This is a genomic window from Methylorubrum sp. GM97, from assembly GCF_024347855.1.
GTDB classification, from domain to species: Bacteria; Pseudomonadota; Alphaproteobacteria; order Rhizobiales; family Beijerinckiaceae; genus Methylobacterium; species Methylobacterium extorquens.
This window is the reverse complement of sequence record NZ_AP025942.1, coordinates 1,170,417-1,184,362: the sequence shown is the minus strand read 5'-3', so window position 1 is coordinate 1,184,362 and position 13,946 is coordinate 1,170,417. Positions and strand designations below refer to the sequence as shown.

Genomic DNA, 13,946 nt, shown 5'->3' with positions numbered 1-13,946 from the left:
AATCCTCGGATCCTCAGACCTGGGGACCCTAAACGCTGGATCAGGTCAGACCGTTCGGTCTGCTCAACTCAAATCGTCCGTCGCTCGTTAGCCCGGCTGGCGTTTCGTGATCGGCCGGAGCGGACCGTTGAAGAGGCCCGGCTTCATGCCGTGTTCGCGGGCGCGCTCCCCGATCAGAGCCTGTCCGCCCAGCAAGGAGGCGATCGGCGCGGATTGCATCTCGACACTGTTGAGGGCCCGCCCGATCTGCCGCCCCTCCCACCAGAATTCGGCGAAGAGAACGGCAAGGACCCCGAGCAGCCCCCAGGTCATGAGATCCCACCCGAGGATGTACACGCCGTAGGGTGGCGACAGCGCGGTCCCGAGATACGACAGGCCGATCGCTGCCGCGAAGCCGAGGACGAGGATCAGGGGCAGGCGGATCATCAGGCGCCGGAAGTGGCGCAGGGCAAGGTTGAGTTCCTCGACGGAGGAGTGATCGAGCCTGAGCGCCGCGGCGTCCGGCGTCGTGGAATCAGGCGTCATCGGGCATCCTTCTGGCCATAGGGCGGCCGGCCGCGGTTGCGCGCGAAGGTGGTCGAGGTCGGCGGCGGATGCAACCGCCGGCCGCACCTGTCCCGCCTGCCCACCCACCTGCCCACGCATCGCTGTCAGCCAAAGCCGGAAGCCGCCCTTCAGGGCGATGCCCTCACGGAATCCCGATGATCTTGTGCGTCTGGAGCGAGAGCCGCCAGCGGGCGTTCGACCGGCAATAGGCCACCGCCGCCGCGGTGTGGGCGGCGGCGTCCGGACCGTCCATCGGCTGCAAGAAATGATGTCGGAAGGGCAAATCCGAGAAACGCTCCGGCGCGGCCTCGGCCTCCGCCTGCGGGAAGACGAGCTTCAACTCGTCGCCCGAGGTCTGGACCAGCGGGTTGCCGGCCTTGGGGCTCACGCAGATCCAGTCGATGCCGGGCGGGGCGGGAAGCGTCCCGTTGGTCTCCACCGCGACCTCGAAGCCGCGGGCATGGACGGCGGCAATCAACGCCTCGTCGAGTTGCAGCAGCGGCTCGCCGCCGGTGAACACGACGTAGCGGTTGGCCGTCCCCCCGGCCCAGGTCGCGGCGATCGCGTCCGCCAGGATCTCGGCGGAGGCGAAGCGCCCGCCGCCCTCTCCGTCCATCCCGACGAAATCGGTGTCGCAGAAGCGGCAGGCGGCGCCCGCCCGGTCCTCCTCGCGGCCGGACCAGAGATTGCAGCCGGAAAACCGGCAGAACACCGCCGCGCGCCCGGCCTGTGCGCCCTCGCCCTGAAGTGTGTGGAAGAGTTCCTTGACCGCGTAGGACATCGTTGCGCTTTTCTGCCAGGGCTTGCCCATACCTCCGGGAGGCGCGGAAGACCAAGCGGGGCACGATTTCGCGGAACGCAACCCTGATCGGCCGTGTACCGTTAGGCAAAACGCCGGGCTCTGCCATGCTCTCGCCACGGAGGGCACGTTGATGAACGGGTATCCTCGATCCGACCCTGTCCGGGCGCTTTCTTCACGAAGGCCCGGAGCCGGCAACGGAATTCCTGCTCCGCGGCGTCCCGCGCCCTCCCACCCTTTCGAGATTGGCCCGATGGTGAACCGTGTTTGGGGACGGCTGATCGGCTCGCTCACCGCCCTCGGCCTGATGGCGGGGGCGGCCTCGGCGGTGACGGCACCGATCCTCGTCGTCGATGCCGAGTCCGGCAAGGTGCTCTACAGCCAGGGCGCGACCGACCCCTGGTATCCGGCCTCGATCACCAAGCTGATGACCACCTATGTCGCCCTCGACATGGTGCGCCAGGGCAAGGTCTCTCTCGACACGCTGCTGACGGTGTCGCCGGCCGCTGCCGCCGAGCCGCCCTCGAAGATGGGCTTCAAGCCGGGCACGCAGATCACCCTCGACAACGCCCTCAAGATCATCATGGTCAAGTCGGCCAACGACGTGTCCTGGGCGATCGGCGAGGGGCTCGGCGGCTCCGTCGAGGGCTTCGCCGACATGATGAACGAGACCGCGCACCGGATCGGCATGCGCGAGAGCCGCTGGTACAATCCCAACGGCCTGCCCGAGCCGCGGCAATGGACGAGCGCCCGCGACATGGCGGTCCTGGCCCGCGCGCTGATGCGCGACTTTCCCAACCAGCAGAACCTGTTCTCGATCTCGGCGATCCAGTTCGGCAAGTCGGTGATGGCCAACCATAACGGCCTGCTCGGGCGCTATCCCGGGGCCGACGGCATGAAGACCGGCTTCATCTGCTCGGGCGGCTTCAACGTGGTGGCGACCGCGACCCGCGGCGGCCGGCGCATCATCACCGTGGTGATGGGCCAGCCGAGCGCACGCGAGCGCGACATCAAGGCTGCCGACCTGTTCGATTATGGCTTCGGCCAGTCGGCGGGCTGGACCGCGCCGACGCTCGAATCGCTGCCGCCCTCCAACGTCGCCGCCCCGCCGGACCTGCGGCCCTACATCTGCGACAAGCGCAAGCCGATGCCGGTGGACGAAGGTCCCGGCGCGCTGACCGCGAGCGGCCCCGGCGCCAGCAGCGCGACGACGCAGCTCCTCGGCTCGGCGACTCCGGACGCCACCAACCTTGCCTTTGCCGCGCTCAGCAGCGCCAACGTCCGTGGCCGCACCCTGCCGCCGCGGGCGCCGCTCCAGCCGATCCCGGTCTGGATCGGCAGCAGCCCCACGGAAGGCGCGATGGCGCTGGCTCGCGAGGAACAGGAGGCGCAGGCTTCCAAGCAGGCGGCCCGTCAGGCCGCGCTGGAGGCTGCCCAGCGCAAGCGCGCGGAAGCCAAGGCCACCAAGGACGCGGCCCGAGAGGCCGCCAAGCAGGCCGCCTCGGAGAAAGCCGCCAAGGCCCGCGCCGCCGCCGTGACCGCGCCCAAGCCCGCCACGAAGACCGCCGCCGGCCGGGACAAGAGCGTGCCGGCCACGACCAGCGCCTACACGGCGGTGGAGTCCGCTCCGAAGGCCGCCGCGAAGCCGGCGCACAAGCCGGCCGCCAAGAAGCCCGAAGCGACAAAGCCCGAGGCGGCCAAGCCCGCCGCCAAGAAGGCGGACAAGAAGCCTGCCAAGGCCAAGAACGACGAGTCGTAAGGGGTTTTCGAAGGCCCTCGGCATCGTCATATCGTTGCCGAGACGCACGCTGCGGTGACGGCTGATCCCCTCGCCCCTGCCGGGGAGAGGGGGGGAACCGCGAGCGGCTCAGACTTCGAAAGCCGTTCCACGATGCCTCAGACCGAACAACCCGGCCGCCCCGCGCCGATCCCGCTCACCGTGCTCACGGGCTTCCTCGGCGCGGGCAAGACCACGCTGCTGAACCGCCTCCTCGGCGATCCGGCGCTCGCCGATACGGTGGTGATCGTCAACGAGTTCGGCGAGATCGGGCTCGACCACCTGCTGATCGAGACGGTCGATGAGGGGATGATCCTGCTCGGCGCCGGCTGCCTGTGCTGCACCGTGCGCGGCGACCTGATCTCGACGCTGGAAGACCTTCTGCGCCGCCGCGACAACGGCCGCATCAACCCGTTCCGCCGGGTGGTGATCGAGACCACGGGGCTCGCCGACCCGGCGCCGATTCTCCACGCGCTGATCTACCACCCCTATCTCGCAATCCGGTTCCAGTTGCAGGGCGTGGTGACGGTGATCGATGCGGTCAACGGCGCCGACACCCTCGACGCGCACGGCGAGGCCTTGCGGCAGGCAGCGGTCGCCGATCATCTCGTGGTGACCAAGGGCGACCTGCCCGGCGCCGAGGCGGAGGCGTTGACCCAACGGCTCGCCGCCCTCAATCCGGGGGGCCGGATCCACAGGCCCGACGTGCCGGCCGAGCGCCTGCTCGGCGGCCTGTTCGGCCTCGACGGCAAAGGGGACGACGTGCGCGCCTGGCTCGGCGCGGAGGAGCACGCGCACGGCCATCACCACGACCACGGTCACCATCATCACGACGTGAACCGGCACGACGCGGCGATCCGCGCCTTTCACCTCACCAGCGACGAACCGGTGCCGCGCCCGACCTTCGAGATGTTCCTGGATCTTCTGCGTTCGGCACACGGGCCGAAGCTCCTGCGCCTCAAGGGGCTCGTGGCGCTCGCCGACGATCCCGAGCGACCAGTCGTGGTGCACGGGGTGCAGCACGTCGTCCACACGCCGGTGACGCTGCCGGCCTGGCCCGACGCGGATCGCCGTTCGCGGCTCGTGCTGATCGTGCGCGACCTCGACCCGGCCTTCGTCCGCCGAATCTGGGACGCCTTTCTCGGCAAGCCCGCCCTGGACACACCGGACCGGGCAGCGCTCACCGACAATCCGCTGGCGATCCCGGGGGGGTAGGGCGTCGTCCCGGCGAGGTCTCGGGCGTGTTCACGTCGCGCGAGGACACGCAGCGCCCTCGTGGCACGCCCTGAGACGCAGCAAGCCGGGAGCGGAGACGGTCGTCGGCGCCGTCTCGTCCGGGGCCGATCAGTCGAGGTGGTCGCCGTAACGCTGGACGTGGTCGGCGAGGCCGAGTCCGTGGTCGCGCACGAGGCGCTCGGCGCGATCCGCGTCGCGGGCTTCCAGCGCCTCGATGATCTGCACGTGCTCCTCGATCGACTTCGAGGCGCGGTCGCCCTGGCGGAGCGCCGTGTTGCGGATGCCGCGCACATGCATCAGCAGGTTGCTGGTCAGGTCCGTGATCACCGCGCTGTGGCCAAGCGCAATGATCTTCTGGTGGAAGCGGATATTGGCTTCCGAGTACTCGTCGAGATGCTCGTAGGGCTGGCCGTCGAAGAATTCCGGGAAGGAGCGGCGCAGGCAGGCCAGATCCTCGTCCGAGGCGGCGGTGCAGGCGAGCCGCGCCGCCATGCTCTCCAGCGCCGCCCAGGCCTGGATCATGCCGACGATCTCGCGCTTCGTCTTCTTGACGACGAATACGCCGCGCCTGGGCTCGTTGCGCACGAAGCCTTCCTGCTCCAGCACCGTCAGCGCCTCGCGGATCGGCGTGCGGCTCACGCCGAGCGTCTGCGACAGGCCGCGCTCATCGAGCCGCACATCCCCGGTCTGGCCGTAGATGTCCATGTTGGTGATGGCGGATTTCAGCGCCTCGTAGGCCAGCGTCCGCAGGCTCGTCGCCGGAACGATTGGCTTGATCGAGAGATTTTCCATCACTTCGGATCGACCTTGATGCCGATGGGGTTGCGGGTCCGGAGTGGAAGCATCGAGCCGCGAGAGCATGGCGTCTCATCCTTCGGAAGACAAGGCAGCCCGCACTCCGGCGTCCCGGCTCTCCCCGCGGAATCCGCACGAGAACGTGCGGATCTTCGGTTTCCGGCCCGAAATGTTGACCTCTGGCATCTGGTATGCCAGAAGAAAACCGGGGAGTCGATGCCGGCGGCATTCGCCGGGTGCAGGGCAGCCTCGCGGATGGTGCTCTGAGCTGCGCTCACGTCGCGCATGCCAGCCGTACCGGACGCTCCAAGACCGGCACGGAACCAGACCGGCACGGAACCCCACGGGCGCACACGGCCGACGCCATCGGCCGATCAGCGCCCGGCAACATGCCACTCTCCTGGGGAGGAGACCTGCGATGAGCAAGGCACCGGGCAAGGCCCTCGAGGGCGTTCGCATCCTCGATTTCACCCATGTTCAATCGGGGCCGACCTGCACGCAATTGCTCGCGTGGTTCGGGGCCGACGTCATTAAGGTCGAGCGGCCGGGCGCGGGCGACGCGACGCGCCAGCAGCTTCAGGACCTTCCCGGCGTGGACAGCCTCTATTTCACGATGCTGAACCACAACAAGCGTTCGATCACGCTCGACGGCAAGAACCCCAAGGGCAACGCGATCCTCTGGCGGCTCATCGCCGAGTGCGATGTGCTGGTCGAGAACTTCGCCCCCGGTGCGCTCGACCGCATGGGGCTGACCTGGGAGAAACTGCAGGCCGCCAATCCGGGCCTGATCCTGGCCTCGGTGAAGGGCTTCGGGCCCGGCCGCTACCAGGATTGCAAGGTCTACGAGAACGTCGCCCAATGCGTCGGCGGCGCGGCTTCCACCACCGGCTGGCGCGACGGCGTGCCGATGGTGTCGGGGGCGCAGATCGGCGATTCCGGTACCGGCCTGCATCTGGCGCTCGGCATCGTCACGGCCCTCTACCAGCGCACCCAGACGGGGCAGGGCCAGCGCGTCGATTGTGCCATGCAGGACGGGGTGCTCAACCTCTGCCGGGTGAAGCTGCGCGACCAGCAGCGCCTCGCCCACGGCCCGCTGATGGAATACAGCCAGTACGGCGAAGGCGTACCCTTCGGCGAAGCGGTGCCGCGGGCCGGCAACGATTCCGGCGGTGGGCAGCCCGGCCGCATCCTCAAGTGCAAGGGCTGGGAGCAGGATCCCAACGCCTACATCTACTTCATCACGCAGGGCGCGGTCTGGGGACCGATCTGCGACATCATCGGCGAGCCGGACTGGAAGACCGATCCGGCCTACGCGACGCCGAAAGCTCGCTTGCCGCATCTCAACGAGATCTTCACGCGCATCGAAGCGTGGACGATGAAGCACGACAAGCTCGAGGCGATGGAGATCCTCAACGCCTACGAGATCCCGTGCGGACCGATCCTGTCGATGCGGGAGATCGCCGAGGATCCGATGCTGCGGGCGAACGGCACGGTGGTCGAGGTCGAGCACCCGACCCGCGGGGCCTATCTGACGGTCGGCAACCCGATCAAGCTGTCGGCGAGCCCCACCGAGATCACCCGCGCGCCGCTGCTCGGCGAGCATACCGACGAGATCCTTCGCGAGGTGCTGGGCTGCACCGATACGGAAATCAGCGACATCCTCGGTTCGGGTGCGGTGGGCGGCGTCCACCGCATCGCCGCGGAGTAGGTCACGGAACTATCCTGCCGAACGACAGAGGGTTCGGAACTTGATTTCCTCCTTCTGGTATGCCAGATACCAGTGTGAGGCAGGCGAGACCCGATACGGCGGCGTAGCGCACCGTTCGGGCCGGTGACCGGAGGATACGGTGATGGCCGAAAACGTCTCTGATCACGCCGCGGATCGCGCTCTGGCGGATCTCGTGGACGCGTTCGGTCACTACTCCGACGCCGAGATGCAGGCTTTTCTCGATGCGACGCCGTTCGCAGCCGAGATGCGCTGCGAAATTTCGCCCGCCAAACCGGCCGGACCCGAATGGCTGGCTGCTGCGGGATTTGCTGCCGGCGAGATCGCGATTCAGGCGGCGCGGGCGTAGCGGTCGGCGGTATCCAGCGCCTCGGTGCCGCGGCCCGTCGGGGAATCCTGGGCGGCGCTCGAGACGGTCAGCCGGTCGGCCAGCTTGACGACGAGCAGAGCCTGCACGGCGACGAGGAAAACGAGCGCGGCGAGCCAAGTGGCGAGCATGATAGTCTCCGTCGGTGCGGACTATGGTGCGGTGCGAACGAATCCGAAATAAGCCGCGCGTTTTGGGATATGAAGTACAAAATACCAGATACGCGCATGCGTCACGTGCATGTGAACGGCGTGCTATGATCTGACCATGCGCGAATCCGGCTGCAATCCCTGCGGCCGATGACGGTGTGACAGACGCAATTCGATGTCGCACCGCAGCATGGCCGCGGTTCAGGAGATCGCCCGATCCACCTCTGGACCCCATGCGCCGAGGGTCGAGGTTTCGTCCGGGCAGAGAACCTCGTCGAGCGGCGCGACACCCTCGGTCTGCTCCGTCAGGCCCGTCGCTGCGAGCGCCCGCGCGGTCCCGACGTCGCGGCGTGCGGCGGCGAGACCCGCCGGGTCGAGGCCGACGAGACGACCGCTCTCGAAGCGCGCGAAGACCCGCCCCGATGCCCGGTCGGCGAAGCGCACGACGGAGACTTGCCGCAACGCCTCCCGCAGAAAGCGCGCCTCGGCCTCCGGTTCGTCGGCGACGCCGCGATAGACATCGGCCGCCGCGCGGGCGCGGATATCGATCCGCCGGTAGCGCTCGATCGCCAGCAGGGCTTTGGCATCGAGGATCGTCATCGCGTCGTTTGTGCCGAAGGCGATGGTAAGTGGGCGCGCGCCCTTGGGCACGCTGTTGTCGAGAAACTCGTAGGTGACCGGCCGGTCTCGGCGCAGCGCCCAGGTGAAGAACAGCCGCGGCATGCCGGTGAAGGCCTCGACGTTGTGCGCGAGCAGATCCTCGACCGCCTTGTAGCGCCCGAACTCCTCACCCCGTTTCCAGGCCCGCTCCACCGTTTCCTCGGGCGGGGTGATCATGAATTGCAGGTAGACGCGCTGGCCGAACCGGGTGAGGAGCTGGCCCGCACCGTCGCTGCCGGCCTCCGTCGAGAAGCTGTCGAAGCGGAAGCGATCGATCAGCAGGTGCGAGAGGCGGCCGCCGGCCGCCTTGCGGGTGATGTAGCGGTCGAGCTTGGCATCGATGATCTCGACCTCGTGCCCGGTCAGCGGCCCGGCATAGCGGCGCGCTTCGCCCAGGCTGTCATAGTCCAGCAGGAACTTGCGCCAGACGTCGGGCGTGATGACGGCGAAGTCCTGCCATTGCGCGCCGATCCGCCCGGCGAGGTCGCGCTGATAGGGCCGGATCGTGCTCTTGCCCGAGGCCGAGGCGCCCTTGACGGTCATCACCACCGGCTGCGCTTGCGGCGCGGGCCGATGGTAGCCCTGCGCCGCGGCGACCGCCTCGATCCAGGGCGCGATCAGTGCGCCGATCCGGTCGCTGCCGCAGCGGTTGGTGACGAGGATGCCGGCGAGCCGCCGCAGCAGCGTGCGGTCGCGGATCAGCATGCCCTGGCGGGCGATGACGTGCCCGAACACCGTGCGCAGGGCCTCGCGGGCGGCGCTCTCCATGCTCTCGGGCTCGCTCGCGGACGCGCATCGTTCGTCGAGGCGGGCAAGGATGCGAGCCTGCCCGTCGCCGGCTGGAGAAGGGGAAGGGGGGGGCGGCTCGCGCGGGCCGAGGCGGCGGAGCCATCCGGCCCAGCCGGAGACCGGTTCGGGCGGCGGCGCGGGCGCCTCGTCGAACAGGGCCGACAGCTCGCATTCCAGCGCCGCGTCGGCCTCGGCGCGGACCGCGTCGAGGGTCGCCGCGACCGCGTCGAGGCGGTGCATCACGCCCTCGCGCAGCAGCGTGCCGACGATGCGCCGGAAGTTCAGTCCGAGATCGGCATAGACTTCGCCGACGGGGACTGAGATGTCGGCCATGACCCGGATCAGCACCTCGTGGACCGCGAGGCGCTCGGGCCGGAAGGGGGCGAGCTGCGTCGCGGGCAGGCCGCTGACATCGGACAGTTCGAGGATTTCGGAAAAGGGCAGGCGGACGTTCTCGGGCCGGAACACCGTCGCGAGCGGGCGCATCGCCCGCGGCAGGCCGGGTTCGAGGCCGGGATTCCACGCGTGGAAGGCCGGCTCGTCCGCGCGGGCCGTGCCGGCGGCCTCGGCCGGAAACCTGTCAGAGAGGGGCGGCGCGGCGTCGGTCATCGCTCGCCCCTCCCGGTCTCGATCAGGCGGCGGAGGCGTTCTCGATCGCCTCGAACCGGATCTGGTAGGCCTCGCCCCACAGGCTCGCCGCCCGCTCGTGCCACGCGGTGTCGAAGAACAGCTTGGCGCAGAACGAGCTGCGCCAGATGCACACCGCGATGATGCGCTCGTCCAGAACGCGGATGTGGCGGCTCTCCAGCCCGCCGGCGATGCCAAGACGGGGCAACATGTCGATGCTCGACGCACCGAATTCGTTCTCGCCCGGGAAGACGATCGGGCATTCGATGACGGTCAGATGTTTCATCGGGTTTTCCATGGCGGACGCCTTTTCTCGGACTCGTCTTCCGACCTGTTCCGGATCGTTCTCGCACAACGCTCGGTGAACGGTGCCTGCTCCCGGCAGGCATGAATCCGTAACGAGATGCGTCGTGTCCGGCGCTCCATTTGCGCTCACTGTGAGCCGTGCGCCTTCACGTATGCGGCAATGCCGGCGGGTTCGTCGCCCGTGCTTGGCCCATATCCTGGCCGACTCCTTGGCCGGCGCAGTCCCAGATACTCAGGATCGCGCTGATGCGGCAGGATTCCATCAGGGCGATGTGATCGACCTTCCGCTCGCAGAAGGTCTTCAGCCGCTCCTGTGCCGAGGCGCCGACATCGACCGCGGGAAAGTCGTGATCGGTGATGAGCCAGACGCTGCGGTTGTAGATCTCGGGGCCCTCGGTCGCCACCGCGCGGAAGATGTCGCGCTGGGTCAGCAGACCCGTCACCGTGGCGTCGGCATCGCCCTCGACGACGACGAGCGCGCCCGTTCCCGGCTCGGCGAGGAGTTGGGCCGCTTCGGCCACGGATCGGTCCCGGTGGATGGTGCGGACGCCACCGGCATCCGGCTCACGGCGCATCGTTCCAAACACGGCGCTCCTCCATCGGCATGCCTCTCGGACGGGGCCGCCTTGGACTGCAGGCTGGTATACAGCATACCTATTGTCAATCCTGCGTTTTGAATTATGGTGCCGCCGTCCGGGCGGGATTGGCAAGATTGAGCCGCAAACATCGATCCGCCTAGGCGTCCTCCGTTCGGCCGGTGCGGCATGATCCGAGGCATGTCCTGCCCCTGATCCAGGGCTGCACGAAAGCCTCGCGCTCGTCCTCGCAGGGTGTCCCCGGGAACCGGCAGAGCTCATCCGCGGCGGTGCCTGTCGGCTTCGTCAGCGCATTCCGACGAGGTGGCAGCCGGTTCGTCGAAACTCGGCGCGTTGAAACGAGGGTCCTGATCCGCCGATCCGATGTGATCGAGTTGGATGCGACTCCAGGAATTTACCGGACGAACGCGATGGTCTGCTCACGCAGTCATTCCGCGTCAGCGAATATTTAAAGTCATATTCAAAAAATAATCGAGAAATTGAGCTGCCAAAAAGCTCGGAAAAATCGAGCGTACACTGGAGATACGTCCATGACCCAACCTACGACAACATACGTTCCACCACCGACGAGCCGATGGCTGCAATTGGTGTTCGGCATCGTCTGCATGTGCATGATCGCCAACATGCAGTACGGCTGGACGTTCTTCGTCAACCCGATGCAGGAACGGCACGGCTGGGACCGCGCCGCGATCCAAGTCGCCTTCACCCTGTTCGTTCTCACCGAGACCTGGCTGGTGCCGATCGAGGGCTGGTTCGTCGACAAGTACGGCCCGCGGGCCGTGACGCTCGTCGGCGGCCTGTTGTGCGGGCTGGCCTGGGTGATCAACGCCTACGCCGATACGTTGTGGCTGCTCTATGTCGGTGCGGCCGTTGGCGGCACCGGTGCGGGCGCGGTCTACGGTACCTGCGTCGGCAACTCGCTGAAGTGGTTCCCCGACCGGCGCGGTCTGGCCGCCGGCCTCACCGCCATGGGCTTCGGCGCGGGCTCGGCACTCACCGTCGTGCCGATCCAGGCGGTGATTCACCATTACGGCTACGAGGCTGCCTTCTTCTGGTTCGGGATCGGCCAGGGCCTGATCGTGATGTTGATCGCCCTGTTCCTCGTCGCGCCGAAGAAAGGACAGGTGCCCGAGATCGCCCGCGTCAGCCAGAGCCGGCGTGACTTCACGCCCGGCGAGATGGTGCGCACCCCGATCTTCTGGGTGATGTACGCGATGTTCGTGATGATGGCGGCCGGCGGCCTGATGGCCACCGCCCAGCTCGGCCCCATCGCCAAGGACTTCCATATCGCCGACGTGCCGGTGAGCCTGCTGGGGATCACCCTGCCGGCGCTGACCTTCGCCGCCACGATCGACCGGGTGCTCAACGGCGTGACGCGCCCGCTCTTCGGCTGGATCTCCGACCATATCGGCCGTGAGAACACGATGTTCCTCTCCTTCGGCATCGAGGGCGTGGGCATCTACCTGCTGAGCCAGTTCGGCCAGGACCCGATCCTGTTCGTGATCCTGACCGGTCTGGTGTTCTTCGCCTGGGGCGAGATCTACTCGCTGTTCCCGGCGACCTGCGGCGACACCTTCGGCTCGAAATACGCCGCCACTAATGCCGGCCTGCTCTACACGGCCAAGGGCACGGCGGCGCTGATCGTGCCCTATACCAGCATCCTCACGACGATGACGGGGAGCTGGCACGCGGTGTTCCTGGCGGCCGCTGCGCTCAACATCCTGGCGGCGCTGATGGCGATCTTCGTCCTCAAGCCGATGCGGCAGGCCTACACGCGGCAGGAGTCGACCGTCTTGGAAGCCAAGCCGGACACGGTCTCCGCCCACTGAGGCCGCGCACGGGCCGGGCCGCCGCCCGGCCTTTCGAAGATGTCGGCGCGCGCCGGGCTCAGACGCCCGGTGCGCGCCGACGCGTTTTCCGCTCCCGACGCCGCGCATTCTTTGACGTGCTCCCGCCGACGCGGTCGCTCCGGTGTGCCGGGTTGCCGCACCGCCACGCTTGGACTTTGCTGCTCTGGTATATTGTATGCCTAGCATCATTGTGCATGATGTGGCGCTAGGGGAGCACGAGAAACGTTCAGGGAGAGAACCGGATGGTACACCAACCGGCCGAGCAACACGTGCCGCTCCAGGCGCCTCCGGATGCGCCTTCCGCCAAGTGGTGGCAACTCGCCTTCGGCGTGCTCTGCATGGCCATGATCGCCAACCTTCAGTACGGCTGGACGCTCTTCGTCGATCCGATCGACGCGCAGCACCAATGGGGGCGCACGGCGATCCAGTTCGCCTTCACGATCTTCGTCGCCACCGAAACCTGGCTGGTGCCGATCGAGACGTGGTTCGTCGATCGCTACGGGCCGAGCATCGTGGTCGGATTCGGCGGCGTCATGATCGCCTTGTCCTGGACCTTGAACGCCTACGCCGACTCGCTTTCCCTGCTCTACGCCGCGGCGGTGATCGGCGGGATCGGCGCCGGTTCGGTCTACGGCACCTGTGTCGGCAACGCCCTGAAATGGTTCCCGGATCGCCGCGGCCTGGCGGCGGGTGCGACGGCGGCGGGCTTCGGCGCGGGAGCGGCGGCCACCGTGGTGCCGATCGCCCACATGATCGCCGCGAGCGGCTACCAGAGGGCCTTCCTCGTCTTCGGGCTCGGCCAGGGATTGGTCGTCGTCCTGCTGTCCTTCCTGCTGCGCAAGCCGTCGGTCGCCGTGCCGATCCGGCGCAAGAACCTGCGCCTTCCCCAGACCAAGATCGACCGTAGTCCGAAGGAAGCGGTGCGCACCCCCGTGTTCTGGACGATGTACGCGATGTTCGTGATGGTCGCCTCCGGCGGCCTGATGGCGGCGGCGCAGATCGCGCCGATCGCCCACGACTTCAAGGTCGCCGACGTGACGATGAACCTGTTCGGCCTGCAGATGGCCGCGCTCACCCTGGCGATCTCGCTCGACCGCATCTTCGACGGGTTCGGCCGGCCCTTCTTCGGCTGGGTGTCCGACAACATCGGCCGCGAGAACACGATGTTCATCGCCTTCGTGATCGCTGCGACGGCCTGCATTCTGCTCCTCGGCTACGGGCGTAATCCGGTCGTCTTCGTTCTGTGCACGGCGATGTATTTCGGCGTGTTCGGAGAGATCTACTCGCTGTTCCCGGCCACTTGCGGCGACACGTTCGGCTCGAAATACGCCGCCAGCAACGCCGGCCTCCTCTATACGGCCAAGGGGACGGCGGCCTTCCTCGTCCCCTTGGCCAGCGTGCTGTCGGCCTCCTACGGCTGGTCGGCTGTGTTCGGCCTCATCATCGGGCTGAACATCCTAGCCGCGGCGCTGGCGGTCTTCGTGCTGAAGCCGATGCGGCGGCGCTACCTCGCGGCGGAGGCCGAGATCGCCGACGCGGCGGAGGCTCGCGCGGTGAAGTTGGCCTGAGGGCCTCGAACGATGGTCCGCCGCCTCGACGGCTCGCGTCGAGGCGGCCGCCCAGCCGAATTCCCGGCCATTGAATTTCCTGCCCCGACGTGACGGCCGACGAAATGACGTCTGGCCGTCTGCCGGGACTGATCCCCGGGCGGGAAGAAGCAAAG

13 protein-coding genes are annotated in these 13,946 nt (G+C 67.8%); 6 read left to right on the top strand and 7 right to left on the bottom strand.

Features of this window, described 5'->3' with window-relative positions; all coding sequences use genetic code 11:
* Window positions 1-87: 87 nt before the first annotated feature.
* Entirely contained in the window at window positions 88-525 is a 438-nt protein-coding gene (locus tag MSPGM_RS05580; protein ID WP_003604194.1) for a hypothetical protein, read from the bottom strand.
* 163 nt (window positions 526-688) lie between these two features.
* Complete coding sequence (gene queE / locus MSPGM_RS05575; protein WP_012752282.1) at window positions 689-1,327, bottom strand: 7-carboxy-7-deazaguanine synthase; 639 nt, start codon at window positions 1,325-1,327, stop codon at window positions 689-691.
* Between the two features lie 271 nt (window positions 1,328-1,598).
* Here queE and MSPGM_RS05570 point away from each other — a divergent pair, with 271 nt between their 5' ends.
* Together MSPGM_RS05570 and MSPGM_RS05565 are read left to right on the top strand one after the other, a co-directional pair.
* Window positions 1,599-3,104 (top strand): D-alanyl-D-alanine carboxypeptidase family protein, encoded by a 1,506-nt coding sequence (locus tag MSPGM_RS05570; protein WP_012752281.1) that lies wholly within the window; start codon window positions 1,599-1,601, stop codon window positions 3,102-3,104.
* Between the two features lie 132 nt (window positions 3,105-3,236).
* Window positions 3,237-4,337 carry a CobW family GTP-binding protein gene (locus tag MSPGM_RS05565; protein WP_003606195.1) on the top strand — a complete coding sequence of 367 codons (1,101 nt, stop codon included), beginning with the start codon at window positions 3,237-3,239 and terminating at the stop codon, window positions 4,335-4,337.
* A gap of 129 nt (window positions 4,338-4,466) precedes the next feature.
* On the opposite strand, the gene MSPGM_RS05560 is transcribed toward MSPGM_RS05565, so the two are convergent.
* Window positions 4,467-5,150, bottom strand: coding sequence for a GntR family transcriptional regulator (locus MSPGM_RS05560; RefSeq protein WP_012752280.1), 684 nt, complete (start codon window positions 5,148-5,150; stop codon window positions 4,467-4,469).
* A 421-nt stretch (window positions 5,151-5,571) separates the two neighbouring features.
* Between MSPGM_RS05560 and frc the strand changes: the two genes are divergently transcribed.
* A complete protein-coding gene (gene frc, locus MSPGM_RS05555) occupies window positions 5,572-6,861 on the top strand; it encodes a formyl-CoA transferase (RefSeq protein ID WP_003606199.1) in 1,290 nt (429 codons plus the stop codon).
* Window positions 6,862-7,003: 142 nt separating this feature from the next.
* A complete protein-coding gene (locus MSPGM_RS05550) occupies window positions 7,004-7,228 on the top strand; it encodes a hypothetical protein (protein ID WP_003606200.1) in 225 nt (74 codons plus the stop codon).
* Here the strand turns inward: MSPGM_RS05550 and MSPGM_RS05545 are convergent.
* The 4 genes from MSPGM_RS05545 to MSPGM_RS05530 form a co-directional block, all read right to left on the bottom strand.
* Window positions 7,210-7,377, bottom strand: coding sequence for a hypothetical protein (locus MSPGM_RS05545; protein WP_003606201.1), 168 nt, complete (start codon window positions 7,375-7,377; stop codon window positions 7,210-7,212). The genes MSPGM_RS05550 and MSPGM_RS05545 overlap by 19 nt on opposite strands.
* Before the next feature lie 219 nt (window positions 7,378-7,596).
* On the bottom strand, window positions 7,597-9,453 hold the full coding sequence (locus tag MSPGM_RS05540) for a hypothetical protein (protein ID WP_012752277.1): 1,857 nt from the start codon (window positions 9,451-9,453) through the stop codon (window positions 7,597-7,599).
* Window positions 9,454-9,475: 22 nt separating this feature from the next.
* A complete protein-coding gene (locus MSPGM_RS05535) occupies window positions 9,476-9,757 on the bottom strand; it encodes a hypothetical protein (protein ID WP_012752276.1) in 282 nt (93 codons plus the stop codon).
* Between the two features lie 166 nt (window positions 9,758-9,923).
* The gene (locus MSPGM_RS05530) at window positions 9,924-10,364 is read right to left on the bottom strand and encodes a cyclic nucleotide-binding/CBS domain-containing protein (RefSeq protein WP_003602650.1); all 441 of its coding nucleotides are present in this window, start codon (window positions 10,362-10,364) and stop codon (window positions 9,924-9,926) included.
* Between the two features lie 539 nt (window positions 10,365-10,903).
* Between MSPGM_RS05530 and oxlT (MSPGM_RS05525) the strand changes: the two genes are divergently transcribed.
* A complete protein-coding gene (gene oxlT / locus MSPGM_RS05525; protein ID WP_003602648.1) occupies window positions 10,904-12,202 on the top strand; it encodes an oxalate/formate MFS antiporter in 1,299 nt (432 codons plus the stop codon).
* Between the two features lie 263 nt (window positions 12,203-12,465).
* Window positions 12,466-13,791 (top strand): oxalate/formate MFS antiporter, encoded by a 1,326-nt coding sequence (gene oxlT / locus MSPGM_RS05520; protein ID WP_003602646.1) that lies wholly within the window; start codon window positions 12,466-12,468, stop codon window positions 13,789-13,791.
* Window positions 13,792-13,946: the final 155 nt, after the last annotated feature.